This window comes from uncultured Jannaschia sp., assembly GCF_947503795.1.
Lineage (GTDB): Bacteria > Pseudomonadota > Alphaproteobacteria > Rhodobacterales > Rhodobacteraceae > Jannaschia.
The window spans coordinates 37,468-64,163 of record NZ_CANNEZ010000001.1; the positions used below are offsets into that span (position 1 = coordinate 37,468).

General features: G+C 69.6%; 29 protein-coding genes. 19 read left to right on the forward strand and 10 right to left on the reverse strand.

Annotated elements, in window-relative coordinates; all coding sequences use genetic code 11:
* Window positions 1-60 precede the first annotated feature (60 nt).
* Window positions 61-1,296, forward strand: coding sequence for a Coenzyme F420 hydrogenase/dehydrogenase, beta subunit C-terminal domain (locus tag Q0833_RS00205; RefSeq protein ID WP_298434893.1), 1,236 nt, complete (start codon window positions 61-63; stop codon window positions 1,294-1,296).
* Here Q0833_RS00205 and Q0833_RS00210 read toward each other — a convergent pair.
* Window positions 1,227-1,610, reverse strand: coding sequence for a hypothetical protein (locus Q0833_RS00210; protein WP_298428853.1), 384 nt, complete (start codon window positions 1,608-1,610; stop codon window positions 1,227-1,229). The two genes, Q0833_RS00205 and Q0833_RS00210, sit on opposite strands and share 70 nt — an antisense overlap.
* Window positions 1,611-1,673: 63 nt before the next feature.
* Here Q0833_RS00210 and Q0833_RS00215 point away from each other — a divergent pair, with 63 nt between their 5' ends.
* The 5 genes from Q0833_RS00215 to Q0833_RS00235 all read left to right on the forward strand — a co-directional run bounded on the left by Q0833_RS00215 (window position 1,674) and on the right by Q0833_RS00235 (window position 7,770).
* Window positions 1,674-3,416 (forward strand): ABC transporter ATP-binding protein, encoded by a 1,743-nt coding sequence (locus Q0833_RS00215; protein ID WP_298428858.1) that lies wholly within the window; start codon window positions 1,674-1,676, stop codon window positions 3,414-3,416.
* Window positions 3,413-4,540, forward strand: coding sequence for a glycosyltransferase family 10 (locus Q0833_RS00220; protein WP_298428861.1), 1,128 nt, complete (start codon window positions 3,413-3,415; stop codon window positions 4,538-4,540). The genes Q0833_RS00215 and Q0833_RS00220 overlap by 4 nt, the downstream gene beginning before the upstream one ends.
* A gap of 66 nt (window positions 4,541-4,606) precedes the next feature.
* The gene (gmd, locus tag Q0833_RS00225) at window positions 4,607-5,650 is read left to right on the forward strand and encodes a GDP-mannose 4,6-dehydratase (protein ID WP_298428864.1); all 1,044 of its coding nucleotides are present in this window, start codon (window positions 4,607-4,609) and stop codon (window positions 5,648-5,650) included.
* Window positions 5,643-6,596 (forward strand): GDP-L-fucose synthase, encoded by a 954-nt coding sequence (locus Q0833_RS00230; RefSeq protein ID WP_298428867.1) that lies wholly within the window; start codon window positions 5,643-5,645, stop codon window positions 6,594-6,596. Before gmd ends, Q0833_RS00230 begins: the two co-directional genes overlap by 8 nt.
* Window positions 6,589-7,770, forward strand: coding sequence for a DegT/DnrJ/EryC1/StrS aminotransferase family protein (locus Q0833_RS00235; RefSeq protein WP_298428870.1), 1,182 nt, complete (start codon window positions 6,589-6,591; stop codon window positions 7,768-7,770). The genes Q0833_RS00230 and Q0833_RS00235 overlap by 8 nt, the downstream gene beginning before the upstream one ends.
* Here Q0833_RS00235 and Q0833_RS00240 read toward each other — a convergent pair.
* A complete protein-coding gene (locus Q0833_RS00240) occupies window positions 7,767-8,603 on the reverse strand; it encodes an alpha-1,2-fucosyltransferase (RefSeq protein ID WP_298428873.1) in 837 nt (278 codons plus the stop codon). The two genes, Q0833_RS00235 and Q0833_RS00240, sit on opposite strands and share 4 nt — an antisense overlap.
* A gap of 45 nt (window positions 8,604-8,648) precedes the next feature.
* On the opposite strand from Q0833_RS00240, the gene Q0833_RS00245 reads away from it, so the two are divergent.
* Together Q0833_RS00245 and Q0833_RS00250 are read left to right on the forward strand one after the other, a co-directional pair.
* Window positions 8,649-9,686, forward strand: a complete 1,038-nt coding sequence (locus Q0833_RS00245) for a glycosyltransferase family 4 protein (RefSeq protein ID WP_298428875.1) — start codon at window positions 8,649-8,651, stop codon at window positions 9,684-9,686.
* Window positions 9,683-10,408: a glycosyltransferase family 25 protein gene (locus Q0833_RS00250; protein ID WP_298428878.1), complete on the forward strand. Its 726-nt coding sequence runs from the start codon at window positions 9,683-9,685 to the stop codon at window positions 10,406-10,408. Before Q0833_RS00245 ends, Q0833_RS00250 begins: the two co-directional genes overlap by 4 nt.
* Here the strand turns inward: Q0833_RS00250 and Q0833_RS00255 are convergent.
* A complete protein-coding gene (locus tag Q0833_RS00255; RefSeq protein ID WP_298428881.1) occupies window positions 10,366-11,061 on the reverse strand; it encodes an HAD family hydrolase in 696 nt (231 codons plus the stop codon). The two genes, Q0833_RS00250 and Q0833_RS00255, sit on opposite strands and share 43 nt — an antisense overlap.
* A 175-nt stretch (window positions 11,062-11,236) precedes the next feature.
* Window positions 11,237-12,133, reverse strand: coding sequence for a D-amino acid aminotransferase (locus Q0833_RS00260; RefSeq protein ID WP_298428885.1), 897 nt, complete (start codon window positions 12,131-12,133; stop codon window positions 11,237-11,239).
* Between the two features lie 87 nt (window positions 12,134-12,220).
* On the opposite strand from Q0833_RS00260, the gene Q0833_RS00265 reads away from it, so the two are divergent.
* Window positions 12,221-12,361 carry a hypothetical protein gene (locus Q0833_RS00265; RefSeq protein WP_298428888.1) on the forward strand — a complete coding sequence of 47 codons (141 nt, stop codon included), beginning with the start codon at window positions 12,221-12,223 and terminating at the stop codon, window positions 12,359-12,361.
* A gap of 178 nt (window positions 12,362-12,539) precedes the next feature.
* Here the strand turns inward: Q0833_RS00265 and Q0833_RS00270 are convergent, their stop codons facing one another.
* On the reverse strand, window positions 12,540-12,827 hold the full coding sequence (locus Q0833_RS00270; protein WP_298428891.1) for a YggT family protein: 288 nt from the start codon (window positions 12,825-12,827) through the stop codon (window positions 12,540-12,542).
* Window positions 12,828-12,934: 107 nt separating this feature from the next.
* Between Q0833_RS00270 and Q0833_RS00275 the strand changes: the two genes are divergently transcribed.
* The 5 genes from Q0833_RS00275 (at window position 12,935) to Q0833_RS00295 (ending at window position 18,207) form a co-directional block, all read left to right on the forward strand.
* Window positions 12,935-13,477: an acyl-CoA thioesterase gene (locus tag Q0833_RS00275; RefSeq protein WP_298428894.1), complete on the forward strand. Its 543-nt coding sequence runs from the start codon at window positions 12,935-12,937 to the stop codon at window positions 13,475-13,477.
* Between the two features lie 72 nt (window positions 13,478-13,549).
* Complete coding sequence (locus tag Q0833_RS00280) at window positions 13,550-14,917, forward strand: MFS transporter (RefSeq protein WP_298428897.1); 1,368 nt, start codon at window positions 13,550-13,552, stop codon at window positions 14,915-14,917.
* Complete coding sequence (gene mepA, locus Q0833_RS00285; RefSeq protein WP_298428900.1) at window positions 14,890-15,750, forward strand: penicillin-insensitive murein endopeptidase; 861 nt, start codon at window positions 14,890-14,892, stop codon at window positions 15,748-15,750. Before Q0833_RS00280 ends, mepA begins: the two co-directional genes overlap by 28 nt.
* Window positions 15,717-16,565, forward strand: a complete 849-nt coding sequence (locus tag Q0833_RS00290; protein ID WP_298428903.1) for an esterase-like activity of phytase family protein — start codon at window positions 15,717-15,719, stop codon at window positions 16,563-16,565. The genes mepA and Q0833_RS00290 overlap by 34 nt, the downstream gene beginning before the upstream one ends.
* A gap of 4 nt (window positions 16,566-16,569) precedes the next feature.
* Window positions 16,570-18,207 carry an aconitase X gene (locus tag Q0833_RS00295; protein ID WP_298428906.1) on the forward strand — a complete coding sequence of 546 codons (1,638 nt, stop codon included), beginning with the start codon at window positions 16,570-16,572 and terminating at the stop codon, window positions 18,205-18,207.
* Here the strand turns inward: Q0833_RS00295 and Q0833_RS00300 are convergent.
* Complete coding sequence (locus Q0833_RS00300; RefSeq protein ID WP_298428909.1) at window positions 18,204-19,058, reverse strand: TIGR00730 family Rossman fold protein; 855 nt, start codon at window positions 19,056-19,058, stop codon at window positions 18,204-18,206. The genes Q0833_RS00295 and Q0833_RS00300 overlap by 4 nt on opposite strands.
* A gap of 60 nt (window positions 19,059-19,118) precedes the next feature.
* Here Q0833_RS00300 and Q0833_RS00305 point away from each other — a divergent pair, with 60 nt between their 5' ends.
* Window positions 19,119-20,033 (forward strand): threonine/serine dehydratase, encoded by a 915-nt coding sequence (locus tag Q0833_RS00305; protein ID WP_298428911.1) that lies wholly within the window; start codon window positions 19,119-19,121, stop codon window positions 20,031-20,033.
* Here the strand turns inward: Q0833_RS00305 and Q0833_RS00310 are convergent.
* Window positions 20,030-20,476 (reverse strand): DMT family transporter, encoded by a 447-nt coding sequence (locus Q0833_RS00310; protein ID WP_298428913.1) that lies wholly within the window; start codon window positions 20,474-20,476, stop codon window positions 20,030-20,032. The genes Q0833_RS00305 and Q0833_RS00310 overlap by 4 nt on opposite strands.
* Before the next feature lie 74 nt (window positions 20,477-20,550).
* On the opposite strand from Q0833_RS00310, the gene dapD reads away from it, so the two are divergent.
* Window positions 20,551-21,375 (forward strand): 2,3,4,5-tetrahydropyridine-2,6-dicarboxylate N-succinyltransferase, encoded by an 825-nt coding sequence (dapD, locus tag Q0833_RS00315; protein WP_298428916.1) that lies wholly within the window; start codon window positions 20,551-20,553, stop codon window positions 21,373-21,375.
* 23 nt (window positions 21,376-21,398) lie between these two features.
* On the opposite strand, the gene Q0833_RS00320 is transcribed toward dapD, so the two are convergent.
* Entirely contained in the window at window positions 21,399-21,665 is a 267-nt protein-coding gene (locus Q0833_RS00320; protein WP_298428919.1) for a DUF6525 family protein, read from the reverse strand.
* 290 nt (window positions 21,666-21,955) lie between these two features.
* On the opposite strand from Q0833_RS00320, the gene Q0833_RS00325 reads away from it, so the two are divergent.
* The 3 genes from Q0833_RS00325 (at window position 21,956) to dapE (ending at window position 23,797) form a co-directional block, all read left to right on the forward strand.
* Complete coding sequence (locus Q0833_RS00325) at window positions 21,956-22,201, forward strand: GlsB/YeaQ/YmgE family stress response membrane protein (protein WP_298428922.1); 246 nt, start codon at window positions 21,956-21,958, stop codon at window positions 22,199-22,201.
* Between the two features lie 104 nt (window positions 22,202-22,305).
* Window positions 22,306-22,638 carry a hypothetical protein gene (locus Q0833_RS00330; protein WP_298428925.1) on the forward strand — a complete coding sequence of 111 codons (333 nt, stop codon included), beginning with the start codon at window positions 22,306-22,308 and terminating at the stop codon, window positions 22,636-22,638.
* 1 nt (window position 22,639) lies between these two features.
* Window positions 22,640-23,797: a succinyl-diaminopimelate desuccinylase gene (dapE, locus tag Q0833_RS00335; protein ID WP_298428928.1), complete on the forward strand. Its 1,158-nt coding sequence runs from the start codon at window positions 22,640-22,642 to the stop codon at window positions 23,795-23,797.
* 3 nt (window positions 23,798-23,800) lie between these two features.
* Here the strand turns inward: dapE and yaaA are convergent, their stop codons facing one another.
* Entirely contained in the window at window positions 23,801-24,547 is a 747-nt protein-coding gene (gene yaaA / locus Q0833_RS00340; RefSeq protein ID WP_298428931.1) for a peroxide stress protein YaaA, read from the reverse strand.
* 90 nt (window positions 24,548-24,637) lie between these two features.
* Entirely contained in the window at window positions 24,638-26,680 is a 2,043-nt protein-coding gene (gene recQ / locus Q0833_RS00345; protein WP_298428934.1) for a DNA helicase RecQ, read from the reverse strand.
* Window positions 26,681-26,696: the final 16 nt, after the last annotated feature.

Consider the following 26,696-nt stretch of genomic DNA (forward strand, 5'->3'; position numbering starts at 1 on the left):
ACGGCTCGCGTCGGCGCGCGGGTGGTGGACGCCGCCGCCCTGCCCGCGCAGGGTGCGGCCATGCCCGCCATCCCGCTCCACGCCCCCGACCTCGCTCCGCCCGCGCCGCGCGGCGCGATGTGCACCGATTGCGGCCTGTCGCGGATGGCGCTCGCGCCCCGCTGCGGCACGGCCTGCCAGTTTACGGTGCCGGATTTCCCGGCCCGTGAGGCCGCGGCACATGGCCGATCCGACGGGGACGCGCATTTCGGCCCGCATCTCGCCATGCACCGCGCCGCGATGGTGCCGCCGAAGCCGGGCGCGCAATGGACGGGCATCACGACGTCGCTGGCCGCGCGCCTGCTCGAGACCGGGACGGTCACCGCCGTCCTGACGCTGGCGCCCGCGCCGGACGATCCGTTCCGGGGGGTGCCGGTGATCGTGACGGATCCCGCCGACATGGCGCAGGTCCGGGGGATGCGGATGGGGTTCTCGCCGCTGCTTGCGCTGCTCGAGCCGGCGATCGACGCGGGGCATCGACGGATCGCGCTGGTGGGCATCCCCTGCCAGGTCCACGCGCTGCGCGCCATCGAGGCGGAGCTGGGGCTCGAGCTGGTCTACGTCATCGGGACGCCCTGTTCGGACAACACGACCATCGACCGGTTCCACGACTTCCTCGGGCGGCTGACGGACCGGCCCGGCGACGTCACCTACCTGGAGTTCCGCGCCGATTACCGCGTCGAGATGCGGTTTCGTGACGGCGGCGTGCGGCTGATCCCGTTCCTGAAGCTGCCGCTGGCGGACCTGCCGCCGGATTTCTTCCCGATGACCTGCCGGACCTGCACGGATTACACCAACCGGCTGGCCGATATCACGGTCGGCTACATGGCGGGCGACGGGGACCAGTGGGTGATCGTGCGGAACGCTCGGGGGGCCGAGATGCTCGGAGCACTGGGCGACGACATCGCGATCCGTCCCCTGACCACGCGCGGCAAGCGGGCGGGGGCCGTGATCGGCTTTGCGGCCAACGTGGAGCGGGCGGCGGGCGGGTTGCCGCTTCGCCGGATGCCGGGCTGGGTGCGCCCCATCGTGGCATGGCTGCAACCCCGGATCGGTCCCCGCGGGATGGAATTCGCGCGCGCCCGGCTGGAGATGAAGGCCGTCGAGACGATCCTGCATCTGCGGCGCGCGATGCCCGGCCGCATGAAGCACATGGTGCCCGCGCATGTCTGGGCGCTGGCCGCGCCCTATGGCCTGACGCCGCGTCCGGGCGAGACCCCCGCCACCAGCACCAGCGACCAGAGCAAGACCCCCTGAGAATGGGCGGCAAGCGTCTCGCGTCCTGTGAAGGTCAGGAGCCGTCCGAGGTCGAGCGGTGTGGGGGGCGTTCCGATGACGATCTGCCACGGGAGGCCGTCGAAGATGGCGAGATAGTAGAGGTAGAAGAGCTGCGGTGAGAGCCACAGCACCGCCCAGGCGAGCACCAGCGCCCCCGCGATTCGCAGCCCGCGCGGCCCAGGAAGACGGCGCGCCACGGCGATCGCCGCCGCCCAGAGTGCGAGCGCCACGAGAACGAGCCCCGCCCGTTCCGACGTCGTCAGCGTGAAGAAGCTGTCGCCTTCGTAGCCCATCGCGCCAGCTTGCCCGTCGCGGGCGTCCTGCGCTACTGCCCGTTGGACCCGCCCGGAGGCCGCTTGGACCAGACCCGCAATCCGTTCGCCCGCCTCTGGACGGGATATCTGCGCCGCCACCTCTGGTGGATCCTGCTGGCCGCGCTCTTGATGGCGGTCGAGGGCAGCACCGTGGGCCTTCTGGCCTGGATGCTGGAGCCGATGTTCGACGTGGTCTTCGTCGCGGGCCGCTCCGAGATGATCTGGGTCGTGGGAGCTGCGATCTTCGGGCTCTTTGCGCTCCGGGGCGTGGCAGGCGTCGCGCAGCGCATCATCATGGCGCGGGTCGCGTTTACCGCGTCTTCGCGGCTTCAGCAGGACCTTCTGACCCATGTCCTGCGGCTGGACAGCGCCTATTTCAGCGCGACCTCGCCCGGCACGCTGATCGAGCGGGTGCAGGGCGACGTGCAGGCCATCCAGACGATGTGGACCGCGATCATCACCAATGTCGGGCGCGACGCGGTGGGTCTCGTGTCGCTGATGGTGGTCGCGATCCTCGTGGACCCGGTCTGGACTCTCGTGGCGATCGTGGGCGCGCCGCTGCTGGTCGCGCCCAGCCTGATTGTCCAGCGTTACATCCGTCGGAAGTCGATCGCGCTGCGCGACATCGCGGGACGGCGGACGACGCGGCTGGACGAGATCTTCCACGGCATCACGCCGATCAAGCTGAACGCGATGGAGGGCTACCAGGAACAGCGCTTCCGGGCCGCCACCGAGGAGATGGTGCGCGCCACGGTCCGCACCCAGGCCGGGCAGGCGACGGTGCCCGCGCTGGTGGACGTGGCCGTGGGCCTCGGGTTCCTCGCGGTGCTGCTCTATGGCGGGCCGCAGATCATCGCGGGCGAGAAGACCATCGGCGAGTTCATGTCCTTCTTCACCGCCATGTCGCTGGCCTTCCAGCCGCTGCGGCGGCTGGCCAGCATGTCCGCACTCTGGCAGCAGATGATCGCCTCGCTCGAGCGGATCTACGCGCTGCGCGACACCGTGCCCACGATCCTCGAGCCCGCGACCCCCGCCGTCCTGCGGCCCGAGGACACGACGGTCGCGTTCGACGATGTCCGTCTCGCCTATGGCGACAACCCGGTGCTGCGCGGTGTGTCCTTCGATGTGCCGCAGGGCACGACGACGGCGCTGGTCGGGCAGTCGGGCGCGGGGAAGTCGACGCTCTTCAACGTGCTGACCCGACTCATCGACCCGGAATCGGGCAGCGTCACGATCGGTGGGCGCGATATCCGTGACTGGGGCATCAAGGATCTGCGCGGTCTCTTCTCGGTTGTCAGCCAGGACACGCTCCTCTTCGACGAGACCCTGCGCGAGAACCTTCTCCTCGGGCGCGGCGACATTTCCGAGGCGCGGCTGCGGGCCGCGCTCGACGCCGCGCATGTCAGCGATTTCGTGGACGACCTGCCCGCGGGGCTGGACACCGAGGCCGGGCCGCGCGGCTCGAACCTCTCGGGCGGCCAGCGCCAGCGGGTCGCAATCGCGCGGGCGCTGCTGCGCGACACGCCGATCCTGCTGCTCGACGAGGCGACGAGCGCGCTGGACACCAAGTCAGAACGGCTGGTGCAGACCGCGCTGGCCCGGCTGTCGGAGGCACGCACGACGCTCGTCATCGCCCACCGCCTGTCGACGATCCGCGACGCTGACCAGATCGTCGTGCTCGATCAGGGCCGCGTGGTCGAGCGGGGCAGCCATGCCCAGTTGCTTGCGGCGGACGGCCACTATACGCAGCTGCACCGCCTGCAATTCGGAGACGACGCGACATGAGCGACAAGCCCACCATCCGAGCCCATGTCTTCGCCACCTACGGCGGTGGCCTCGCCAAGCAGTTTCCGGGCGAGCGCATGGTCTGGGACGACGTGCATTTCACCTTCGGGATGGACCTGCCCGACGATGCGGACGTCCTGATCGTCCATATCCGGGCCAGCTATTCGATCCCCACGCATCTCCCCAAGGAGCGGACGGTCTTCATCGCCGGCGAGCCGGATGTGATCCATCCCTATTCCAAGGGCTTTCTCGACCAGTTCGGCATCGTCGTCTCGCCGACCGTGAAGGCGCTCGACACCGTGAAGTGGCAGGAGAACTACGCGTCGATGTGGTTCGTCGGCGTGCCCTTCGGAGAGGATGCCGCGTCCAAGCCGGTGCTGGGCTACGACCATTGGTCTGCGCTCGAGGTGCCCGAGGGCAAGCTCGACAAGATCAGCGTCGTCACCTCCGACAAGACCTCGACGGATTATCACCGCCGCCGGCTCAAGTTCCTCGAACGGCTCAAGGAGCTGATCCCCGACCGGCTCGAGATCTTCGGGCGGGGTATCCGCTCGGTGGACGACAAGGCCGATGCGCTGCTCCCCTACAAGTATCACCTCGCGCTCGAGAATGGCGGCGGCCCGGATACCTTCACCGAGAAGCTGTCCGACCCGCTCCTGACCTGGACCTTCCCGTTCTATGCCGGCTGCACCAATACCGAGCGCTACATCCCCGAGGGCGCGCGCCGCGTGCTCGACCTCGACGATCCCGACGGGGCGGCGCGCGACATGGTCGCCGATATCGAGAGCGGGCGCTGGGAGGCGTCGCTGCCGGACCTGAAGATCGCGCGCGACGCGATGCTGCACGAATGGAACCTCGCCGGGCTGATGGCGCGGGCGGCACGGGCGGCCTACGAGATGCCGGTCGCCAAGCCCGGACAGCGCCACGTGATCCGGTCCGAGCGCTCGCTCTGGCCAGAGCCGGGGACGCGGGGGAGCATCCCGCAATGGGCGTTCCGGTCGCTGCTCCTGAAGATCGATCCCAAGATCGAGCTGCGGATGCACCGCTTCGTCGAGATCAACGAACGCCTGAAATCCGAGCGACGCGCCCGCCGCTTCGCCCGGCAGGAAGGTCGCGACGGCTAGGACCCGCCCTCGACGCGGGGCACCCCCGGCACTAGGACCAAACCCAGACGGGGCGAAGGAGACATCATGAAGCGCGCACTCATCACCGGCATCACCGGCCAGGACGGCGCCTATCTCTCGGAGTTCCTGCTCGACAAGGGCTACGAGGTGCATGGGATCAAGCGGCGCACCTCGCTCTTCAACACGGCGCGGATCGACCATCTGTTCGACGGCGCGCCGGGGCAGGAGGGGCGGTTCGTGCTGCATCACGGCGATATGACGGACTCGTCCTCGCTGACGCGGATCCTGTCCTCGGTAAAGCCGGACGAAGTCTACAACCTTGCCGCGCAGTCCCACGTCGCCGTCTCGTTCGAGGAGCCGGAATACACCGCCAATTCCGATGCGCTGGGCCCGCTGCGCCTGCTCGAGGCGATCCGTTTCCTCGAACTGCCCGCCCGGTTCTACCAGGCCTCCACCTCCGAGCTCTACGGCCTCGTCCAGGAGACGCCGCAGCGTGAGACGACGCCGTTCTACCCGCGTTCGCCCTATGCGGTGGCCAAGCTCTACGCCTACTGGATCACGGTGAATTACCGCGAGGCCTACGGCCTGTTTGCCTGCAACGGCATCCTCTTCAACCACGAGAGCCCGCTCCGGGGCGAGACCTTCGTGACCCGCAAGATCACCCGCGCGCTGGCCCGCCTGAAGCTCGGGACCGGCGATGTCCTGAAGCTCGGGAACATGGACGCCAGGCGCGACTGGGGCCATGCGCGCGACTACGTGGAGATGATGTGGCTGATGCTGCAGCAGGACTCGCCCGAGGATTTCGTGATCGCCACGGGCGTTCAGTATTCGGTGCGTGATTTCGTCCGCGCGGCCTGTGCGGCGCTGGACATGGAGGTCACGTTCGAGGGCGAGGGCCTGGACGAGGTCGGCCGCGATGGCGAGGGCCGCGTCATCGTCGAGGTCGATCCGCGCTATTTCCGCCCTGCCGAGGTCGAGACCCTGCTGGGCGACGCCGCCAAGGCCCGCGAGAAGCTGGGCTGGACGCCGCAGACGCCGTTCGAGACGCTGGTGGCCGAGATGGTCGAGGCCGATCTGGCCGAGGCCCGGCTGGAGAACTTGCGTGGCTGACGCCTTCGACCTTTCGGGCAAGCGGGTCTATGTCGCGGGGGCCACGGGCATGGTGGGCGGGGCGCTGGTTCGCCGCCTCTCCGAGGAGCCCTGCACCGTCCTGACGACTGGACGGACCGATCTCGACCTGACGCGGCAGGCGGATGTCGAGGCCTGGTTCGATCGCGAGCGGCCCGATGCCGTTATCCTCGCCGCCGCGCGTGTTGGCGGGATCGGGGCGAACACGGCCTATCCGGCCGATTTCCTCAACCAGAACCTCGCCATCCAGACGAACGTGATCGAGGCGGCGCACGGTACGGGCTGCGACCGCCTGCTGTTTCTCGGCTCGTCCTGCATCTACCCCAAGGACAGCCCCCAGCCGATGCGCGAAGAGCATCTGATGCAGGGCCCGCTTGAGCCCACGAACGAGGGCTACGCGCTGGCCAAGATCGCGGGCATCCGGGCCTGCCAATATCTCTGGCGGCAGCACGGACGGCATTACATCTCGGCGATGCCGACGAACCTGTTCGGGCCGGGCGACAATTTCGACCTTTCCGCCGGCCACGTCATCCCCGCGCTGATCGTGAAGTTCGTGGAGGCCGTGCGGACGGGCGCCCCCGACGTGGTGATCTGGGGCACGGGGTCCGCGCGGCGCGAGTTCATGCATGCCGATGACTGCGCCGACGCGCTGGTCTTTCTCCTCAAGCGCTACGACGCGCCCGAGCACATCAATGTCGGCACCGGCGAGGAGGTCTCGATCCTCGAGCTGGCCGAACTCATCGCCGAGCTGACCGGCTTCGCGGGCGAGATCGTGAAGGACACGACCAAGCCTGACGGCATGGCCCGCAAGCTGATGGATTCGTCGCGCCTGCGGGCGCTGGGGTGGACGCCCCGGATCGGCCTGCGCGACGGGCTGGCCGCGACCATCGACACCTATCGCGCCCAGACGGAGGCCGCCCATGCCTGATACGATCCTGCCGCTCGCCACCTCATCCTGGGACCAGGCCGAAAACGATGCCATGCAGCGCGTGATCGCGTCCGGCTTCTATTCCATGGGTAAGGAGGTCCGCGCCTTCGAGGAGCAGTTCGCCGCCGCGATGGGGTCGAGGCACTGCGTCATGGTCAATTCCGGCTCGTCGGCGAACCTGCTGATCGTAGGCGCGCTGCGCTACCACTCCCGGCCGCTGATGCCCGGCGACGAGGTGATCGTGCCGGCCGTCAGCTGGTCCACAAGCTATTATCCGTTCCAGCAATACGGCTGCCACGTGAAGTTCGTCGATATCGACGCGGACACGCTGAACTACGACCTCGACGCGCTCGAGGCCGCGGTCACGGACAAGACCCGCCTGATCCTCGTGGTGAACTTGCTGGGCAATCCCAACGATTTCGACCGGATCGACGCCATCGTCGGCGGGCGCGACATCCTCGTGATGGAGGACAATTGCGAGTCGATGGGCGCCACGCTGGGCGGCAAGCAATGCGGCACCTTCGGGATCGCGGGCAGCTATTCGAGCTTCTTCTCGCACCATATCTCGACCATGGAGGGCGGCCTCGTCTGCACCGACGACGAGGAACTCTACCACATCATGCTGTCGGTCCGGGCCCATGGCTGGACGCGCAACCTGCCCTCGCCGAACCACGTCACCGGCACCAAGGGCGACGACCCCTTCACCGAAAGCTTCCGCTTCGTGCTGCCGGGCTACAACCTGCGCCCGCTCGAGATGTCGGGCGCGCTGGGGCAGGCGCAGATCGCCAAGCTGCCGATGCTGGTCCGCGAGCGGCGCGCCAATGCCGATCGCTTCCGCGCGATGATGCAGGCGTTTCCGCAGGTCCGGATGCAGCAGGAGATCGGCGAGAGCAGCTGGTTCGGCTTCTCGATGGTTCTGGACCCGTCGGCGGGCGTGACGCGCAAGGCGCTGGTCGACGCGCTGACCGAAGCGGGGATCGAATGCCGGCCCATCGTTGCCGGCAACTTCGCCCGCAATGAGGTGGTCGAGAAGCACTTCGATTATTCCATCCACGGCGAGCTCTCGAATGCCGACCTGATCGACGCCCACGGCCTCTTCATCGGCAACCAGCACTATCCGCTGGACGAGGCGTTCGAGACGCTGGCGGGCGTGCTGCGCCGGGTCTTCGCCTAAACCCGGACCCAGTCATCGGGGATCAGGTCGGGATTGGTCATCGCGGGATCGGTGAACCAGATCCGGGGCGCGATCACGCGTTTCTCCGCGCGCGGGTTTAGCCACGCGCCCCACCAGCTGAAGGTCGAGTTGGCGATGACGTGGTGGCGGCAGAGGGACATCAGCGTCATGTCCACCTCGGGCCCGGTGCCGGGCAGGTCGATCACTTCCATCGGGGCGTCGAGCGTCAGGTTTTCCCGTACCCATGCCGGGTCATCGCTGAACGCGTAGACGCGCAGGTCGGGACGCTCCGACCGCAAGGCCGCCACGGCGCGCGCGTAGTATCCCGCGTCGCAGGCCCCGTAGGCCCCCGAGGTCAGGTAGTCGCCGCGCCGGACATGGAGGGAGACCGCGTTCCGATCGGAGCGGATGCTCTCCGCGACGGCCTCCGCTGCGGGCGGCAGGGCCTGGGCCAGCGACAGCTCGGCTCGGATCGTGTCGGCATGCGCCGCGAAGTAGCGCTCGGACTGGAAATAGCCGTGCAGATACGTGCCATCCGGCGCCGCCGCGATGCGCGGGTCGTAGCCGGGTCCCTCCTGTCGCAAGAGCCTGCGCGTCGTCGCGCGCCAGAGGCCGTAGCGAAGGGGATGGCGGCCTCGATCGGGCGGCAGGTCGGCCGGCGGCACGGTGGCGATGCGGAACGCGTCCAGACCATTGCGCCAGTGCCCGCCCTTGGCATCGGTCTCGCGCGCGTCGAGGGCGAGGTCCGTGCCACGCCCGAGGGCCAACGCGCGGCCCGTGGCGTATTGGAACATCTGGTTGCCCAGACCCCCGAGGAGGCGCGCGGTGATCATGGGCGGTTCTTGCCAAAGCGCGGACGGGATGGCCATAGCGTGGGAATGGCCGAGCTGATCGTCACGAACTTCAATCCGAACTTCACCGGCGTCTCGGCCACGGCCGCCGGAGTCGTCCGCCATCAGGCCGCGCGCTACGACATGGCGCTGGCGGGACGGGCGCTGCCGGATTGCCCGGCGCCGATCACGCTGGCCGAGGCGCGCGCGCAGAGCCGCGACCACGGCGACCGCCCCTTCGCGATCTGGCACGTGCGCCGCAACCCCGAGATGCAGGCCGGGATCTGGGCGCGGGACGTGCTGCGCCTGCCGATCCGGCTCGTCTTCACCTCCGCCGCGCAGCGCCGCCATTCGGCCTGGCCCCGCTGGCTGATCTCGCGGATGGATGCGGTCATCGCGACGACCGAGGCCGCCGCGACCTACGTGCCGCATGTGCGTGCCGTCGTGCCCCACGGGGTGGACACCGACCGCTGGGCGCCTACCGAGGACCGCGCCGCCGCGTGGGCCGCGACGGGCTATGGCGGCACCCATGGCGTGGCCGCGATCGGGCGCATCCGCCCGGAAAAGGGCACCGACCGCTTCGTCGAGGCGATGCTGCGGCTGCTGCCGACCCGCCCCGGACTGACCGCGCTGGTGATCGGGCAGGCCGGACGCGGACATGCCGCGTTCGAGGCGGATCTGCGCGCGCGGGTCGCGGCGGCTGGACTGGCCGACCGCATCCTCTTTCCGGGCGAGGTCGCGGCGGGCGATCTGCCCCGCCTGATGCGGGCATTGTCGGCGCTGGTCGCCCTGCCGCGCTATGAAGGCTACGGGATGACCCCGCTCGAGGCGATGGCCTCGGGCGTGCCGTTTGTCGCCACCGATACCGGTCATTTCGCGCGGTTCGCGGGCGCGCAGGCGGGGCGTATCCTGCCCGACGGCGACGACGTGCCAGAGGCGGCGGCGAAGGCCCTTCCCGACCTTCTCGACGATCCCGATGCTGGACGCGCGGCGCGGGCCCGCGCCGTCGCAGAATTCGGCATCGACCGGGAGGTGGCGGGGATCGGCGCCGTTTATGATATGCTCTGGGACGGGGGGACGCGATGAAGGTCGAGGCTGCACTCATCGTCCATCTGGCCCGCGCCACTCAGCGTCGGTCACAGGTGGACCGCCTGATCGAGGATTGCCCGGTCCCGGCCGAGATCCTGGACGCGGTCGACGGGCGCGCGCTGACCCCCGAGGCGCTGGCCGCACGCTACGTCGCGGGCCTGCACCGCCCGCGCTATCCCTTCGAGGCCAATCCCGGCGAGATCGCCTGCTTCCTTAGCCACCGGGCCGCATGGACGCGGATCGTCGAGGCCGGTTGGGATGCGGCGCTGGTGATCGAGGACGATGCCGGGATCGAGGCGGAGACGCTGCGCCGCGCCATCGCGCTGGCCGAGGCCCATCCCGGCGAAGGGTTCGTGCAGTTTCAGACGCGCCCGCCCGGGCCGGGGGAGACGGTCGCCTCCGACGGCGAGATCGCCCTGATCCGGCCTGAAGTCGTGCCCCTGCGGACCACGTTCAACCTCTTTACGCGGGACGCAGCGATGCGGCTGCTGGAGGCGACCGAGCGGTTCGACCGTCCGATCGACACGACGCTCCAGATGCACTGGATCACGGGGGTCGTTCCGCTGGTCCTCTGGCCGTCGGGCGCCACCGAGCAATCCGAGGCCGTGGGCGGCAGCGTCATCCAGGCGCGGGTGCCCGGCTGGGCCAAGATGCGCCGCGAGGTCATGCGGCCGATCTACCGCGCGGCGATCAAGCGCCGTTCGCGCAAGGCGCCGTAGAACGGCAGTGCCGCCGCCATGAGGTCGTCCCGATCTACGTCCGGCAGCGGCCCCTCGGGTCCCGCGAAGCCGGTGGAGCGATGGACCGCGCCGTACCAATGGGGTGCCCAGACCCCGTCCGCGCGATGCCCGCCGGCAGGCCAGGACAGCATCGCTTCGGTCCAGGGCAATCCGATCTCGTCGCAGAGCGCCCGCAGCATCGCTTGCGGGTCGTCCCGCAGGTCGGCCGTGTCGATGACGATCCCGCCCAGCCGGTCGTAGAGCGTCGCCTGCGCGGCGAAGGCGATGCCGTCCTCGGTTATCTCGTCGCGCTTCTCGCCGTAGCTCGCGATGACGCGGGCCGGGTGGCGGATCAGGTGCACATGGACCGCGCCCTCGGCCCAGTCGAGCGGCATCCCGGCGGCCATGTGATGCGCCATGTGCTTTTGGTAGACATGCGGGTCGCCATCCCGCGCGCAGACCCGCGCAACCTCGGCGGGGTCGATGGGCTGGCTGTCGAGAATCGCGTCGCGCATCGGATGATCGCTTCCGGTCGCGGCGAGATAGGCGGCGTAGAACGGCTCGTCCATGACCGTGAAATCGGGCCGGTTCCCGAAGGCATACATCATGGCGGTGGAGAGGTTCCGGGGACCGGACCAGGTGACGATACGCATGTGGTGTCCGAGCGGTTGAGAGCGAATGTCGGTCTTCGCGACCGTCCGCGCGAGATCGGGCCGGGTCAAGGGCTGTGTCGGCACGGACGGGCGCCCGGATCGGCCCTGCACATGGCGGGATGGACCGGCTCCGCCTCCGGGCATTACGGTCACCCGCGCGCGGCGCGTGGGGCGGCTAGACGCTGACCAATATCTTGTAGAGCTCCCGGAGCCGCTGCGTCACGGGGCCGAGCTCTCCGGTTCCGATCACGCGGCCGTCGATCATGCCCACGGGCGTCTGCGCGCCGAAGGTGCCGGTGAGGAACGCCTCGTCGGCGCCGTAGGTGTCGACCAGCGAGAAGTTCCGCTCGAAGACCGGGATGTCGTTCGCACGGCAGAGGTCGATCACCTTCTGCCGCGTGATCCCGTTCATGCAGTAATCGCCGGTCGAGGTCCAAACCGCGCCATTCCGCACGATGAAGAAGTTGCACGCATTGGTCGTGTTCACGAAGCCATGCACGTCCAGCATCAGCGCCTCGTCGGCGCCGGCCTTCTCGGCAGCGATGCAGGCGAGAATGCAGTTGAGCTTGGAATGCGAGTTCAGCTTGGGATCCTGCGTCATCGGCAATCCGCGCAGGTGCGGCACGGTTGCGAGCGACACGGGGCGGGGGATCTTCGGGCGCGAATGCTCCATGATTATCACCATGGTCGGCCCCGAGACCGAGAGGCGCGGGTGCTGGAACGGCAGGCGCTTCACGCCGCGCGTGACCATCAGCCGGGCATGGGCGTCGGAGGTCATGCCATTGGCGGCACGCGTCTCCTCGAGGGCATCAAGCACCTCGTCCGGGCTGCGGCCGATATCGAGGTCGATCGCCTTCGCGGCCTCGAAGAGTCGGGCGACATGCTCGTCGGGAAAGGTCCAGCGCCCATCGTATAGGCGCAGCCCTTCCCAGACGCCGTCGCCCAGCATGAAGCCGCTGTCATAGACCGAGACCTTCGCGTCGGGCCGCGGCGTCAGGGTTCCGTCGATCCAGATGAGGATATCGGCGTTGCGCGCGTCCTCCTCGGCCTCGTGTGTGCTGATCTTGTCCATAGGCGGGAGGCTGCCGTCACGCGGGCGTGATTTGCAAGCCGTCGCCCGCCGCGTGAAGGTAGACCGAACGGTTCAGGAGGGGCGATCATGACGCGCGAGACGACACAGAACCTGCGGCTGGTCCTTCTGGTGATCGCGATCCTCGCGGGTGTCGCGGTCCAGGGGCATCACGACCGGAGCGGCAAGGCCGAGGCCGAACCCCGGATCGAGACCTCGATGCTGGGATGACGCGGCCGCGGGCGGGATGATCCCGCCGCGGAGGATTCGGCACGCTCTCGCCGATCTTGGGTGGCGAGAACGGTTGACGGAGCGATGTGTCGGATACGACGCGCGTTATGCATGTCCATGCGGTCCGGCATCCGGGTCCGCATGACGAACCCCGTGCCGGCGCGGAACGGGGCGGGCGTCAGTAGAAGGCCGGCGCGTTGTTGATGAGCACGGTGCGCAGCACGAAGATCCCGAGGATGACGATCAGCGGCGCGAGGTCGAGCCCACCCATCTGCGGCAGTGCCCGCCGGATCGGGCCGTAGACCGGCTCGAGCAGGCGGTTCAGCCCGTCCCAGATCTGGGCGACGATCGGCTGGCCGAGGTTGAGCACCCCGAACTGGATCAGCCAGGACATGATGATGTGGACGATGATGATCGTCTGCGCCACCGAGAGCAGCATCATGATGATCTGGAAGAGCGAGGTCATGGGCGGTTCCTGTGGTTGCGCCCCCGATCTAGGCGCGGCGAGGAGCCATAGCAACCGGACGCCGCGTTCGGGTTGACGCCGCGCGCGCCCGGCCGGAGGACGACACCATGTATCCATTCCTGCGACTCGCCCATCAACTCGTCCGCGCGCGGGGTCTGCCCCCGCTCGGGCTTCGCGACGTGCATGTTTCGCAACATCGCTGCTGGCCCTGGGATCTCGACGGGTTCATGGAGATGAACAACGGGCGCACCCTGACGCTCTACGACCTGGGGCGCTTCGGGGCCGGGGTCCGCATGGGCCTTTCGGGCGTCCTTCGGGAAAAGCGCTGGGGTCTCGCCGTCGCGGGGACGAGCGTGCGCTACCGCAAGCGCGTCACCGCCTTCCAGAGGATCGAGATGCGCACCCGTGTCGTCGGCTGGGACGCGCGCTTCGTCTATATCGTGCAGGACATGTGGGTCGCGGGCACCTGCTGCAGCCAGGCGCTCCTGCGGACGGCGGTGGTGGCAGGCGGCCGGGCCGTGCCGACGTCCGAGGTGCTGGCCGCGATGGGCGAGGACGCGACGCCGCCCGAGCTGCCCGAATGGGTCGCGGCATGGATCGAGGCCGAGGCCACGCGCCCCTGGCCCCCGGAACGGCCCGCCGCCGCCTGACGGGCCGTCACGCGAGCGTTGCATGAGCGTGCTTTCCCGACCAAGGTCGCCGTGACGACCGGGGAGACGGCCATGACCACCGAAACGGACGCCGGGGCCCTGCGCAAGCGGGTGCGCGGCTGGATGATGTTCGACTTCGCGTCGCAGCCTTACAACACGCTTCTGCTGACCTTCATCTTCGGACCCTATTTCGCGACCGTCGTCGGCGACCCGGTCGCTGCGCAGTCGATGTGGGGCTTCGCCATCGGCTTCGCGGGCTTGGCCATCGCGCTGCTGGCGCCGGTGCTCGGTGCACTTGCCGATGCGTCCGGGCGGCATCTGGGATGGATCTGGTTCTTCTCGGGGCTCTACATCCTCGGGGCGGCGGCGCTCTGGTGGGCGGTGCCCGACGCGGACGGCGTGACGCTGATCCTCGTGGCCTTCTGCCTCGGACTGATCGGCATGGAATTCGCGACGATCTTCACCAATGCGATGCTGCCCACGCTGGGCCCGCGCGACGAGATCGGCCGCATCTCCGGCAGCGGCTGGGCGCTGGGCTATGTCGGCGGGGTGATCGCGCTGGTCATCATGCTGCTGCTGTTTGCCGAGAATGCGTCGGGCGTGACCCTGCTGGGCCAGCCGCCGCTGTTCGGGCTGGACCCCGAAACGCGCGAGGGCACCCGCTTCGTCGGGCCGTTCACCGCGATCTGGTACGCCGTCTTCATGATCCCGTTCTTCCTCTGGGTCCGTCCGGTGCGCCGCGCGGCGGTGGAGGGCATCCCGCTGGGTCGCGCGCTCCGGGCGCTGGGGGACACGCTCCGCCGCCTGCCCGAGACGCCGGGCTTCACCGCCTATCTCGGGGCGTCGATGCTCTACCGCGACGCGCTCAACGGGCTCTACACCTTCGGCGGGATCTACGCGGTCGGCGTGCTCGGCTGGTCGGTGATCGATGTCGGCGTCTTCGGCATCCTCGCGGCCGTGACCGGTGCGATCTTCGCATGGATCGGCGGGCGGCTGGACCGGGCGCGCGGGCCGAAGCCGGTGATCACCGGCTGCGTGCTGGCGCTGCTCGTGGCGACGGTCGCGGTTGTCACGGTATCACCCACCTCCGTGATGGGTCTGCCGGTCGCCGAAGGCTCGTCCCTTCCGACGATCGCCTTCTACGTCATCGGCGCCGTGATCGGCGCGGCCGGCGGGTCGCTCCAAGCCTCCAGCCGCACGATGCTCGTCCGGCAGGCCAACCCCGACCGCATCACGGAAGGCTTCGGCCTCTATGCGCTCGCGGGCAAGGCGACGGCCTTTCTCGCGCCGTTCCTGATCGGCTGGGTGACGCTCGCCTCGGGCAGCCAGCAACTCGGCATCCTGCCCATCGCGGGCCTGTTCATCGGCGGGCTGATCCTGCTACTCTGGGTGAAACCTGAAGGGGAAGCCGCATGGTCCGCACGACCCTCATCTGTCTGATATCGCTGCTTTTGGCGCTGCCGGCGCAAGCCCAGCTCGCCAAGGAGCAATTCGGCGCGCAGTCGCGCCCCTCGGCGCAGTCGCCCGAGCCCTTCGGCAGCTATGCGCGGGGATGTGCCGCCGGTCTCGTCGAGCTGCCCGAAACCGGCGACAGCTGGCAGGCCATGCGCCTCAGCCGCAACCGCAACTGGGGCCATCCCGAACTGATCGACCTCGTGCAGGAGGTCGGGCGGCACATGAACCGCATCGGCTGGGGTGGCATCTATGTCGGCGACCTGAGCCAGCCGCGCGGCGGCCCGATGCTGACCGGGCACCGCAGCCACCAGATCGGGCTCGACGCCGACATCTGGCTCTATCCCGCGACCGACATGACGCTCAGCCGCCGCCAGCGCGAGAATATCAGCGCCGTGTCGATGCGTCGGGCCGAAGGGGCCTACGTCAATTCCAACTGGTCCCGCGGCCAGCACGAGCTGGTCAAGAAGGCCGCGCAGGATCGCCGCACCGCGCGCATCTTCATCTTCCCCGGCGCCAAGGTGCAGATGTGCGAGGACGAGACCGGCAATCGCGACTGGCTGCGCAAGGTGCGTCCCTGGTACGGGCACCATTATCACATGCATGTCCGCATCGCCTGTCCGCGTGGCGCGCGCGGCTGCGTCGACCAGGACCCGCCGCCCCGCGGCGATGGCTGCGCCGAGGCGCGGGAATGGCAGGCCAATATCCTGAACCCGCCGCCGCCCGATCCGAACGCCCCCGCACCCACCCCGCGTCGCGAACTTCGGCTCGCCGATCTGCCGCAGCAATGCGCCTCCGTACTCTCTGCGCCCTCGCGCTGATCGCTGGACCCGCCTCCGCCGCCGACTATCTCGGGAGCCACACCTGGCGCCCCGAATGGCACGGGGCGGGCGGGTTCTCTGCGCTGTGGCTGGATGCTGACGGCGCCGGGTTCGTCGTGCTGTCGGACCGGGGCGCCTGGGTGCGCGGACGCCTCTCGCGAGACGCCGCCGGGGCGGTCGCCGGGGTCGCTGTCGACGATCGCGGCCCGCTCCTGCGATCGACGGGGGACGATTTGCGCGGTCTGGAGCGCGACGCCGAGGGCATTGCGCGCGCCGGGGATGCCTTCTACGTCAGCTACGAGGGCGTGCACCGCGTGATGCGGCATTCCGACATCGCGGGCGCGCCCGAACGCTTCGAACAGCCTGACGCGTTCGAGGGGTTGCAGGACAATTCCGGCCTTGAGGCGCTGGCCGCCGATGCCGAGGGCCGTCTCTATGCCATTCCCGAGCGGTCTGGCGCGCTGGACCGGCCCTTCCCGGTCTGGCGCTTCGACGCGGCGGGCTGGGCGGTTGCGTTCGATTTGCCGCGCGACGGCCGCTACCTCGTGGCCGGGGCGGATGTCGGGCCGGACGGGCGGCTTTACGTGCTCGAACGGGATTTCGCGCTGATTGGGTTCCGCAGCCGCGTTCGCAGCTTCGACCTCGACGGCGGCGACGCGCGCACCGAGATCGAGAGCGGGCTCGCGGCGCATGACAACCTCGAAGGCATCTCGGTTTGGCGCGACGCGACGGATCGCCTGCGCGTGACCCTCATCTCCGACGACAACCTCCGCGCGGTGCAGCGCACGGAGTTTGTCGACTACGTGCTGGACTGACGGCATGGAGGCGCGCGCGATCCTGCCAGGTGCGGCAGAAGGCGAGATCGTCGCCTGCACCGAGGGTCTGAGCGTCTGGGGCGGCGTCGACCCGGCGACGGGCCGTATCATCGACGCGCATCATCCGCAGGTCGGGGCCGATCTGGCGGGCCGGATCGTGGTCATGCCGACCAGCCGCGGATCTTGTACCGGGTCCGGCGTGCTGCTGGACCTCATCCTCAACGACCGGGGGCCCGCCGCGCTGATCTTCCGCGAGACCGAGGAGGTGCTGACCCTCGGCGCGCTAATCGCCGCGCGCCTCTTCGAGCGGGTTGTGCCGGTGCTGCGGCTCGGGGCCTCGGACCACGCGGCGATCTCGGCGGCGTCGCACGCACGGATCACGCCGGACGCGCTGGAAACCGACGCGATCTCGATCCCGCTTCGCCCGGTCGGCGGCGCGGTCTCGCTCTCGGGCGTGGACCGCGCGATGCTGGGCGGCGCGGGCGGCGAAGCGGTGCGGATGGCGATGGAGGTCGTCGTCGCCATGGCCGAAGCGCAGGGGGCCGAGGCCCTGATCGATGTCAGCCGCGTCCATATCGACGGCTGCATCTACGCCGCCCCCGCGATGCTGACCTTCGCCGAGGCGATGGCGGCACGCGGCGCGCGGGTCCGGGTTCCGACGACGACCAACGCCATCTCCGTCGATCACGCGAACTGGCGCGCGCAGGGCGTGGCCGAGACTTTCGGCGAACCGGCGGCGCGGCTGGCGGACGCCTATGTGGAGATGGGGGCCGAGGCGAGCTTCACCTGCGCGCCCTACCTTCTGGCCGACCCGCCGAACGCGGGCGAGGTCATCGCCTGGGCGGAATCGAACGCGGTGATCTACGCCAATTCGGTGCTGGGCGCGCGCACGGTGAAGCACGCCGATTTCATGGATCTCTGCATCGCGATCACCGGTCGCGCGCCCGAGACCGGCGTCTATCTCGACGCAGCGCGACGGCCCGCGCGGGTGATCGAGGTCGACCTGCCGATGGAGGATGGCGACTGGGCCATGCTCGGCTGGCTCGCGGGACAGGCCGCGCCCGACCGGGTGCCGCTGCTGACGGGGCTCGAGGCGGCGGAGCCGGATGCGGACGACCTCAAGGCCTTATGCGCGGCATTCGGGACAAGCTCCGCCGCGCCGATGCTGCATATCGCGGGCGTGACGCCCGAAGCCGACCGCCCGCCGCGCGAGGGGGCGGATATGGTTCGGATCGGGGCCGCCGAGATGGCCGCCGCCCGCGCGCGCTTCGCGCTGCCGCCCGGCCCCGTCGACCTCGTCGCGCTGGGCTCGCCCCATGCCTCGGCGGCGGAATGCCGGGCCTTTGCGGCGCGTCTGGACGGACGGCGGGTCGGCACGGCGGTGATCCTGACGCTGGGTCGCGCCGTTCTGGCCGAGATCGCGGGCGACGGGACACGCGAGGCCCTCACCGCGTCAGGCGTGACCCTCGTGCCGGATCTCTGCTGGTGTTCGATCACCGAACCGGTCTTTCCGCCGACGGCGCGCCGGGTGCTGACCAATTCGGGCAAATACGCCCATTACGGACCCGGCCTGTCGGGCCGGGTCGTGGGCTTCGCGGGCCTTGCCGATTGCGCCGAGGCGGCGGTGTCGGGCCGGGTCTAGCCGTCGCGGCCCGGGATGACGTCGCGGCGCGTCAGCGGCAGGTGCCAGTTCTGCATGTGTCCCAGCGCGTCTTCGGCGGTTTCCACGAAGCGGAACAGGTCGAGGTCGTCCTGACCGATGGTCCCTGCGTCGCGCAGCGCCTCCCAGTCGACGATCGACCGCCAGAATGCCTCGCCGAACAGGAGCACCGGCACCCGCTCCATCCGGCCGGTCTGGATCAGCGTCAGCGTCTCGAAGAGCTCGTCCAGCGTGCCGAACCCGCCGGGGAACACGCAGACCGCGGCGGCGCGCACGAGGAAGTGCATCTTCCGCACCGCGAAGTAGTGGAAGTTGAAGCTGAGATCGGGGGTCACGTATTCGTTCGGCGCCTGCTCGTGCGGCAGCACGATGTTGAGGCCGATCGACCGCCCGCCCGCGTCGTTGGCGCCGCGATTGCCGGCCTCCATCACGCCGGGCCCGCCGCCGGTGACCACGACGTTCTCGCGCCCGCCGGTTTCGGCGAGGCTGCGCTCCGTCACGAGCCGGGCGAAGCGGCGCGCCTCCTCGTACTGGCTGGCCAGACCGCGCAGCGTCTCGGTGCGGGCATCGGCGGCATCGGCGGGCCGGGGCACGCGGGCGCCGCCGAACATCACGACCGTCGAGCGCACATCCGCTTCGTCCATCAAAAGCGTCGGCTTCAGAAGCTCCAGCTGCAGGCGGACGGGCCGCAACTCCTCGCGGCAGAGGAAGTCCTCGTCGGCGAAGGCCAGGCGATAGGCCGGGTTCTCGGTCTGCGGCGTCGAGGGAACGCCTTCGGCCGTCTCCAGGTCTTCGCGGGAATGGCGCATCGGGTGGCGGCGGTCGTGGTCCATGGAGGCTCCTTGCATCGCGGGCATCCGGGCGGTGTAACAGGCCCGCAAGGGGGACGCGACATGGATTGGACGACCAAGATCGAAGGCGCGCGGGCGCGGATCGCGGGCCATGCGCGGGTCACGCCCGTCATGGACCTGGCGCTGGGCGGGCACGCGGTTCAGGCGAAGCTGGAGCAGATGCAGCACACCGGCAGCTTCAAGGCGCGTGGGGCGTTCAACACGCTGCTCTCGGCCGATGTGCCGACCGCCGGGGTCGTCGCGGCCTCGGGCGGGAACCACGGCGCGGCGGTGGGCTTCGCGGCGGCGGCGCTGGGCCATCCGGCGCATATCTTCGTGCCCGAGGTGGCGGGCCCCGCCAAGATCGCGGTGATCGAGCGGTCGGGCGCGACCTGCCACGTGGTGCCCGGCCTCTACGCCGATGCGTTGGAGCGGGCACGGACGCACGAGGCCGACACCGGCGCGATGCAGGTCCATGCCTATGACGCCGTGCCGACGGTCGCGGGGCAGGGGACGTGCTTCGCCGAATGGGAGGCGCAGGGCCTCGATGCCGATACGGTGCTGATCGCGGTCGGTGGCGGCGGCCTGATCGCCGGGGCGCTGGCGTGGTTCGGCGGTCGGCGGACGGTCGTCGCGGTCGAGCCGGAGCGGTCGCGGGCCCTCTTCGCCGCACTGGAGGCGGGCGAACCGGTCGACGTGGACGTGTCGGGCGTCGGGGCCAACGCGCTCGGGGCCAAGCGGATCGGCTCGATCTGCTTCGATCTGGCGACTGCGGGCGGCTGCCGGAGCGTCACGGTCACGGACGATGCGATCCTTGAGGCGCAAGCGGTGCTCTGGCGCGAGGCGCGGCAACTGGTCGAGCCGGCGGGTGCATGTGCCCTCGCCGCGCTGACCTCGGGGGCCTACGTGCCGGAGGCGGGCGAGCGGGTCGCCGTGCTGGTCTGCGGTGCGAATCCCGCGCCCGATCCCATCGGCTAGAGCCGCGACAGGATCAGGCCACCCGCCACCATTGCGAGGGCGAGGACGCGCTTGAGCGTGATCGGCGTCACCGGCGCGCCGAACGCGCCCATCGCGTCGAGCACCAGTGCCGCCCCGAGCTGTCCCAGCAGGAGTGCGGCAAAGGCCGTGAGGATGCCGATCACCGGCACCGACCAGAGCATTGCCCAGACGACGCCCGCCCCCAGAAGCCCGCCGATCCAGAGAAGCGGCGGCGCGGCCAGCGCACGCGCGAAGGCGGGGCCTTGCCCGAAGGCCAGCGTGAGGACCGTCAGCGCCACGAACCCGACCCCGAACGAGATCGCCGCCGCCCCCACGCCGCTGCCGATCGCCTTGCCCAGCGAGGCGTTCAGCGGGGCCTGAATCGCGAAGCCGATTCCCACGATGAACACGATTGCGACGGGCAGCAGGACCTGGGGGGACATGGGGGCGGCTCCGATGTTGTGCCAAACCGGCGTGGCGGATAGGAGGCTGGCAGTCAACGAAAGGTCTGCGCCCCATGTCGAACGAACAGCTCGAAGCCGCCATCGAAGCCGCATGGGACGCCCGCGACCAGATCACGCCCCAGACCACGGGCGAGACGCGGGACGCCATCGAGACCACGCTGGACGCGCTGGACTCGGGCGAACTTCGAGTGGCCGAGAAGCGCGGCGCGGATTGGCACGTCAACCAGTGGGCCAAGAAGGCGGTGCTGCTGGGCTTCCGTCTCAAGGACATGTCCCCGCAGGACGGCGGCCCGCAGGGCGGCACCTGGTGGGACAAGGTCGATTCGAAGTTCGCCGGCTGGAATGCCGCCCGGTGGGAGCAGGCGGGCTTTCGCGCGGTGCCGAACTGCATCGTGCGCCGCTCGGCCTATATCGCGCCCGGCGTCGTCCTGATGCCGTCCTTCGTCAATCTCGGGGCCTACGTGGACACGGGCACCATGGTCGACACCTGGGCCACCGTCGGCTCCTGCGCGCAGATCGGCAAGAACGTGCATCTCTCGGGCGGGGTCGGCATCGGCGGCGTGCTGGAGCCGATGCAGGCCGGGCCGACCATCATCGAGGATGATTGCTTCATCGGCGCGCGCTCCGAAGTGGTCGAGGGCTGCATCGTGCGCGAAGGCTCGGTTCTCGGCATGGGCGTGTTCATCGGAAAGTCGACCAAGATCGTCGACCGCGAGACGGGCGATGTCAGCTATGGCGAGGTGCCGGCGGGATCGGTCGTTGTCGCGGGGTCGCTGCCGTCGAAGAACGGCGTGAACCTCTATTGCGCCGTGATCGTCAAGCGGGTGGACGCGCAGACGCGCTCCAAGACGTCGATCAACGAGTTGCTGCGGGACTGAAGAACGTCGGGCGGTGGTCGCCCCTAGGGCGTCTCGTCCATCCGGCGGGCCCAGGCGTCCTGCGCCAGCCGGTCCTCCTCCAGGGCATCCATCCGTGCGAGTGCGGCATCCGTGCGCCAGAAGCTCTTGACCAGCGCGCGGCGCCAGGCCCGGCGAGCGGACGCGGGCGACCACGGCAGTCGCGCCGTCGCCAACCAGCCGCGCAGCACCGGTGGCAGCGCGTCGAAATCGTCCATGTTGTGCCGCCGCGCCTGCGCCAGCTTGAGGGACGTGCGCTGATTGTCCGCCATACCCGACCTCCCGACGACTGAGATGGGGTCGCGGGAAAACCCTGTCAAACGCGGCCGTCGCCCCGAGGCCCGCGCCTCTCTCCCGAAAACAGCAGCGCCGATGCAGAAACCAAGGCGAACCGACGCGATCCGAACGGCCCGCGACCCTCGTCGCTGCCGGTTCGAACCCGCCCGGCACGGAGTCGCGCATCGGGCATGTAAAAAGACGCCCAGATCCCGCGTCGGGGCGGAACATCCCCGGCGAAACCGCGTTGACCCGCCAGTGCACAACCTGAACGGAGGACCTCAGAATGGGTCTCGGACTACTTGGCTCCATCATCGTCGGCGGACTTGCCGGCTGGATTGCGAGCATGATCATGAAGGCCGATACCGGTCTCCTGATGAACATCATCCTCGGCATTGTCGGCGCCGTGGTCCTCAACCTGATCCTCGGGCTCTTCGGCATCTATGCCGCGGACGCATGGATCCCGCAGTTGATCGTCGGCATCATCGGCGCCTGCATCCTGATCTTCGGGGTGCGCGCCGTCCGTAGCTGACGCGACGCGACCAGAACGACCGAAGCGCCGTCCCCGACCGGGGGCGGCGTTTCGCGTTTGCGGGGCCGGTTGACACCGCGGGCCGCGCGCCGCACCCCGGAGCGATGACCGAGAAGAAGCCCAAGCGCCCGCATCACGTCTATACCCTGCTGGTCGAAGTGGGGCGGAAGACCGGCGACGGCCTGCCCGATGGCGCGTCGGGTGCCGCGCTCATGTGCTACGCCAGCGGCGTCGACGAGGACGAGGCTGTCCGCGAGACCGTGGCCGTCCTCAAGACCGCCGACATGAACGTGCTGGAGGTGACCGGCTACGGCTCGCTTGAGGAGCGGCTGGAGGACGGCCACGACATCGAGGATGACGAACGCGCCCTGATGGACCGCGCGCTGGCCGAAAACTCGGTCGTCGTCGCCCAGAGCACCGTCTTCCTGGAGGACTGACATGGCCGTCGATCCCGTCGACCTGACCGCGCGGCTGGTCCGCTGCCCCAGCGTGACCCCCGAGGAAGGCGGCGCGCTGGTCCTGCTCGAGGATCTGCTGACCGAGGCCGGGTTCGCCTGCACCCGCGTCGACCGCAGCGGCGTCTCGAACCTCTTCGCGCGCTGGGGTGAAAAGGGCGCGGCGCACAGCTTCGGGTTCAACGGCCACACCGACGTCGTTCCCGTGGGCGATGCCGCCGCTTGGACCCACGACCCCTTCGGCGCGGTGATCGAAGAAGGCTGGCTCTACGGGCGGGGTGCCACGGACATGAAGTCGGGCGTGGCAGCATTCGCCGCCGCCGCGGTCGATTTCGTGGCCGACACGCCCCCCGACGGTGCGGTCATCCTCGCCATCACCGGCGACGAGGAGGGGGATGCGACCGACGGGACCGTCGCGCTGCTCGAATGGATGGAGGCCGAGGGCGAGCGGATGGACGTCTGCCTCGTCGGCGAGCCCACCTCGCCCGATCACATGGGCCAGATGATGAAGATCGGACGGCGAGGGTCGATGTCGGCCTGGTTCACGTTCACCGGCACCCAGGGACACGCCGCCTATCCCGACCGTGCGTTGAACCCACTGCCCGCGATGGCGCGGCTGATGGCCGAACTTTCGGCGCATGAGCTGGACGCAGGCACCGAGCATTTCGATGCCTCCACGCTTGCCGTGGTCACGATGGATGTCGGCAATCCCGCGACGAACGTGATCCCCGCCGAGGGGCGCGCGACCGTCAACATCCGCTTCAACGACGCCCATTCCGGTGCGTCCCTGACCGATTGGCTGCGCGGCGAGGCGCATCGCATCGCGGCCGAAACGGGGGTGACCATCGGGATGAGGGTCAAGATCTCGGGCGAGAGCTTCGTGACGCCGCCGGGCGACCTCTCCTCGCTCGTGGCGAACGCCGTGCAGGTCGAGACGAACCGAACCCCCGAGATGTCGACCACCGGCGGCACGTCGGATGCGCGCTTCGTCAAGGATCACTGCCCGGTCGTCGAGTTCGGCCTTGTCGGCCACCGGATGCACGCCGTGGACGAGTGTGTGCGGGTCGAGCAGATCGGTCAGCTCAAGGCGATCTATGCCCGGATCCTGCGCGATTATTTCGGGACGGGCGCGCCCCGCTGACGCTCAGCCGGCGCGCAGGAAGACCGGAGCGTCGAGCGGGCTCTCCTGCCACGCGTAGCCGCCGGAGGTGAACGCGCGCAGATCTTCCGGATCGGTGATCCGGTGCTCGGCGACAAAGCGCGCCATCGCGCCGCGGGCCTGCTTGGCGAAAAAGCTGACGACCTTCGCGCCGCTGGGCCGGTCTTCGAGGAAGGTCGGTGTGACCACCGGCAGGTCGAGCGCCTTGCGGTCCACCGCGCCGAAATATTCCTGGCTGGCGCAATTCAGCAGATGCGCGGCCCCCGTCTCCGCGGCGTCCTCGTTCAGCGCCAGCGCGATCCGGTCCCCCCAGAAAGCATACAGATCGCGCCCACGCCGGGTCGGCAGACGCGCGCCCATCTCCAGCCGGTAGGGCTTGAGCGCGTCGAGCGGGCGGAGCAGCCCGTAGAGCCCCGAAAGGATGCGCAGATGCGACTGCGCCCGCCGGATCGCGTCATCCGAGAGCGTGGCCGCGTCGAGCCCCGAATAGGTGTCGCCCGCGAAGGCGAGCATGGCCGGTTTTTCGGGCGCGCTATCCCAGTCGCGGAACCGGTCGCGGTTCAGCCGGGCCAGCTTGTTGGAGATCGACATCAGCCGTTCGAGATCGCCGATCCCCTGCCGTCGCGCCGATACGAGCAGCTTCGCCGTGTCCTCGGCGAATCGCGGCGCGGTGGCGGCGTGGTCGGTCGGGGCGAAATCCAATGTTTTCGCAGGCGAAATGACGGTGAGCATGGCGACCTTGTCTAGCGGACCGGACGCAAGGTAGCGGCTCGGGCTCCGGGCTCAAGGTCCCGATTGCAGGACGTCGGGGCGGATGCTGCGTCAGCCGTCGCGCAGGATCTCGAGAAAGGCATCGCCGAAGCGCTCGGCATGGCGATCCCCGAGGATGCGGGCGACCGCCTCCGGGTCGGCGGGGGCGCGCGCGATCTTGGCCAGTTGCGACGACGAGCAGGTCATCGGCTTGTCGACCCCGCCCGGTCCGCGCGCCAGGTCGTTCTGTACCGAAAGGAGGCGGTCGTAGATCGCCCCCTCGGCCCGGCCAGCCAGTTTGCGACGCGCGGGGTGGGGCGCATCGGGCGTCTCGCCGGTGATGACCGACAGGAAGGCCGCGCCGTAGCGTTCCAGCTTCGTGGCGCCCACGCCCGACACGCGGGCCATCGCGTCGAGATCGGCGGGCCGCGTCTCGGCCATCTCGATCAGGGTCCGGTCGGTGAAGACGACATAGGCCGGGACGCCCTGCGCTTCGGCCAGGGCGCGCCGCTTGGCCTTGAGCGCCGATAGAAGCGGCGCGTCCTCCTCGCTCACCAGTTGCTTCACCGCCGGCCGACGCTCGGCCCGCACGATCGAGTCGCGGCGCAGCGTCACCGAGGCGTCGCCGCGCAGGATCGGGCGCGCGGCGTCGGTCATCCTGAGCGCGCCGTGGCGTTCGGCATCCGGCCGCACGAGGTCGAGCCCCATCATCTGCCGGAAGATCGCCTGCCATTGCGGCTTCGGCGTGTCGCGCCCGACGCCCCATGTGGGCAGCGTGTCGTGGGAGAAGCGGCGCGTCTTCTCGGTCTCGGAGCCGGTCAGCACGTCAATCAGGTGGCCGATGCCGAACCGCTCTTCGGTCCGCAGCATCGCCGACAGCGCCTTGCGCACCTCGGTGGTGGCATCGAACAACTCCGGCGGCGCGGCGCAGAGATCGCAGTTGCCGCAGGGCGCGGGCGTCTCGCCGAAATAGGCCAAAAGGTTCACCCGACGGCAGACCTGCGCCTCGGCCAGACCCAGCAGCGCGTTGAGCCGCCCGTGATCGGCCTGCTTCATCTCGGGCGGGGCGAGGCCTTCGTCGATCTGCTGGCGGCGAAAGCGGATGTCGTCCGCCCCGAACAGCGTCAGCGTGTCGGCCGGCGCGCCGTCGCGGCCCGCGCGCCCGATCTCCTGGTAGTAGCCCTCGACCGATTTCGGCAGGTCGGCATGGGCGACCCAGCGGATATCCGGCTTGTCGATGCCCATCCCGAACGCGACCGTGGCCACCACGATCAGCCCGTCCTCGCGCCCGAAGCGCATCTCGACCTCGCGGCGATCGTCGGCCTCCATCCCGGCGTGGTAGTGGCAGGCGGAATGACCCGCGTCGCGCAGGGCCTTGGCGAGGCCCTCGGTCTTGGCCCGGGTGCCGCAATAGACGATGCCCGACTGCCCTTTGCGCGCGGCGGCGAAGGACAGGATCTGCTGGCGCGGCTGGTTCTTGGGGCTGAAGGCGAGCGTGAGGTTCGGGCGGTCGAACCCGTGCAGGAACGTCTCGGGTTCGCCTTCGAACAGGCGGGCGACGATCTCGGCGCGGGTCTCGGCATCGGCGGTGGCGGTGAAGGCGGCGAGTGGCACGCCGAGCGTCCGGCGCAACGCCCCGATCTTGAGGTAATCGGGCCGGAAATCGTGGCCCCACTGGCTGACGCAATGGGCCTCGTCGACGGCGATCAGCGTGGTATTCGCGCGCTTGAGCATCCGCTCGGTCGCCGTCGAGGCCAGCCGTTCGGGCGCGATGTAGAGGAGCTTGAGCGCGCCCGCGTCGATCGCCTCCCAGACGGCCTCGGTCTCCTCCTCGGTGTTCCCGCTCGTCAATGCGCCCGCGTTCACGCCCGCGGCCGTCAGCGCGCGCACCTGGTCGCGCATCAGCGCGATCAGGGGCGAAATCACGACCGTCAGCCCCTCACGGCAGAGCGCGGGCAATTGAAAGCAGAGCGACTTGCCCCCGCCGGTCGGCATGATCGCCAGCACGTCGCGGCCCGCGACGACCGCATCGACGATCTCGGCCTGTCCGGGGCGAAAGGCGTCGAAGCCGAAGACGGTCGACAGAAGGGCTGCGGGCGCGGGGGAGGACGACATGGAGCGTGACTCCCAT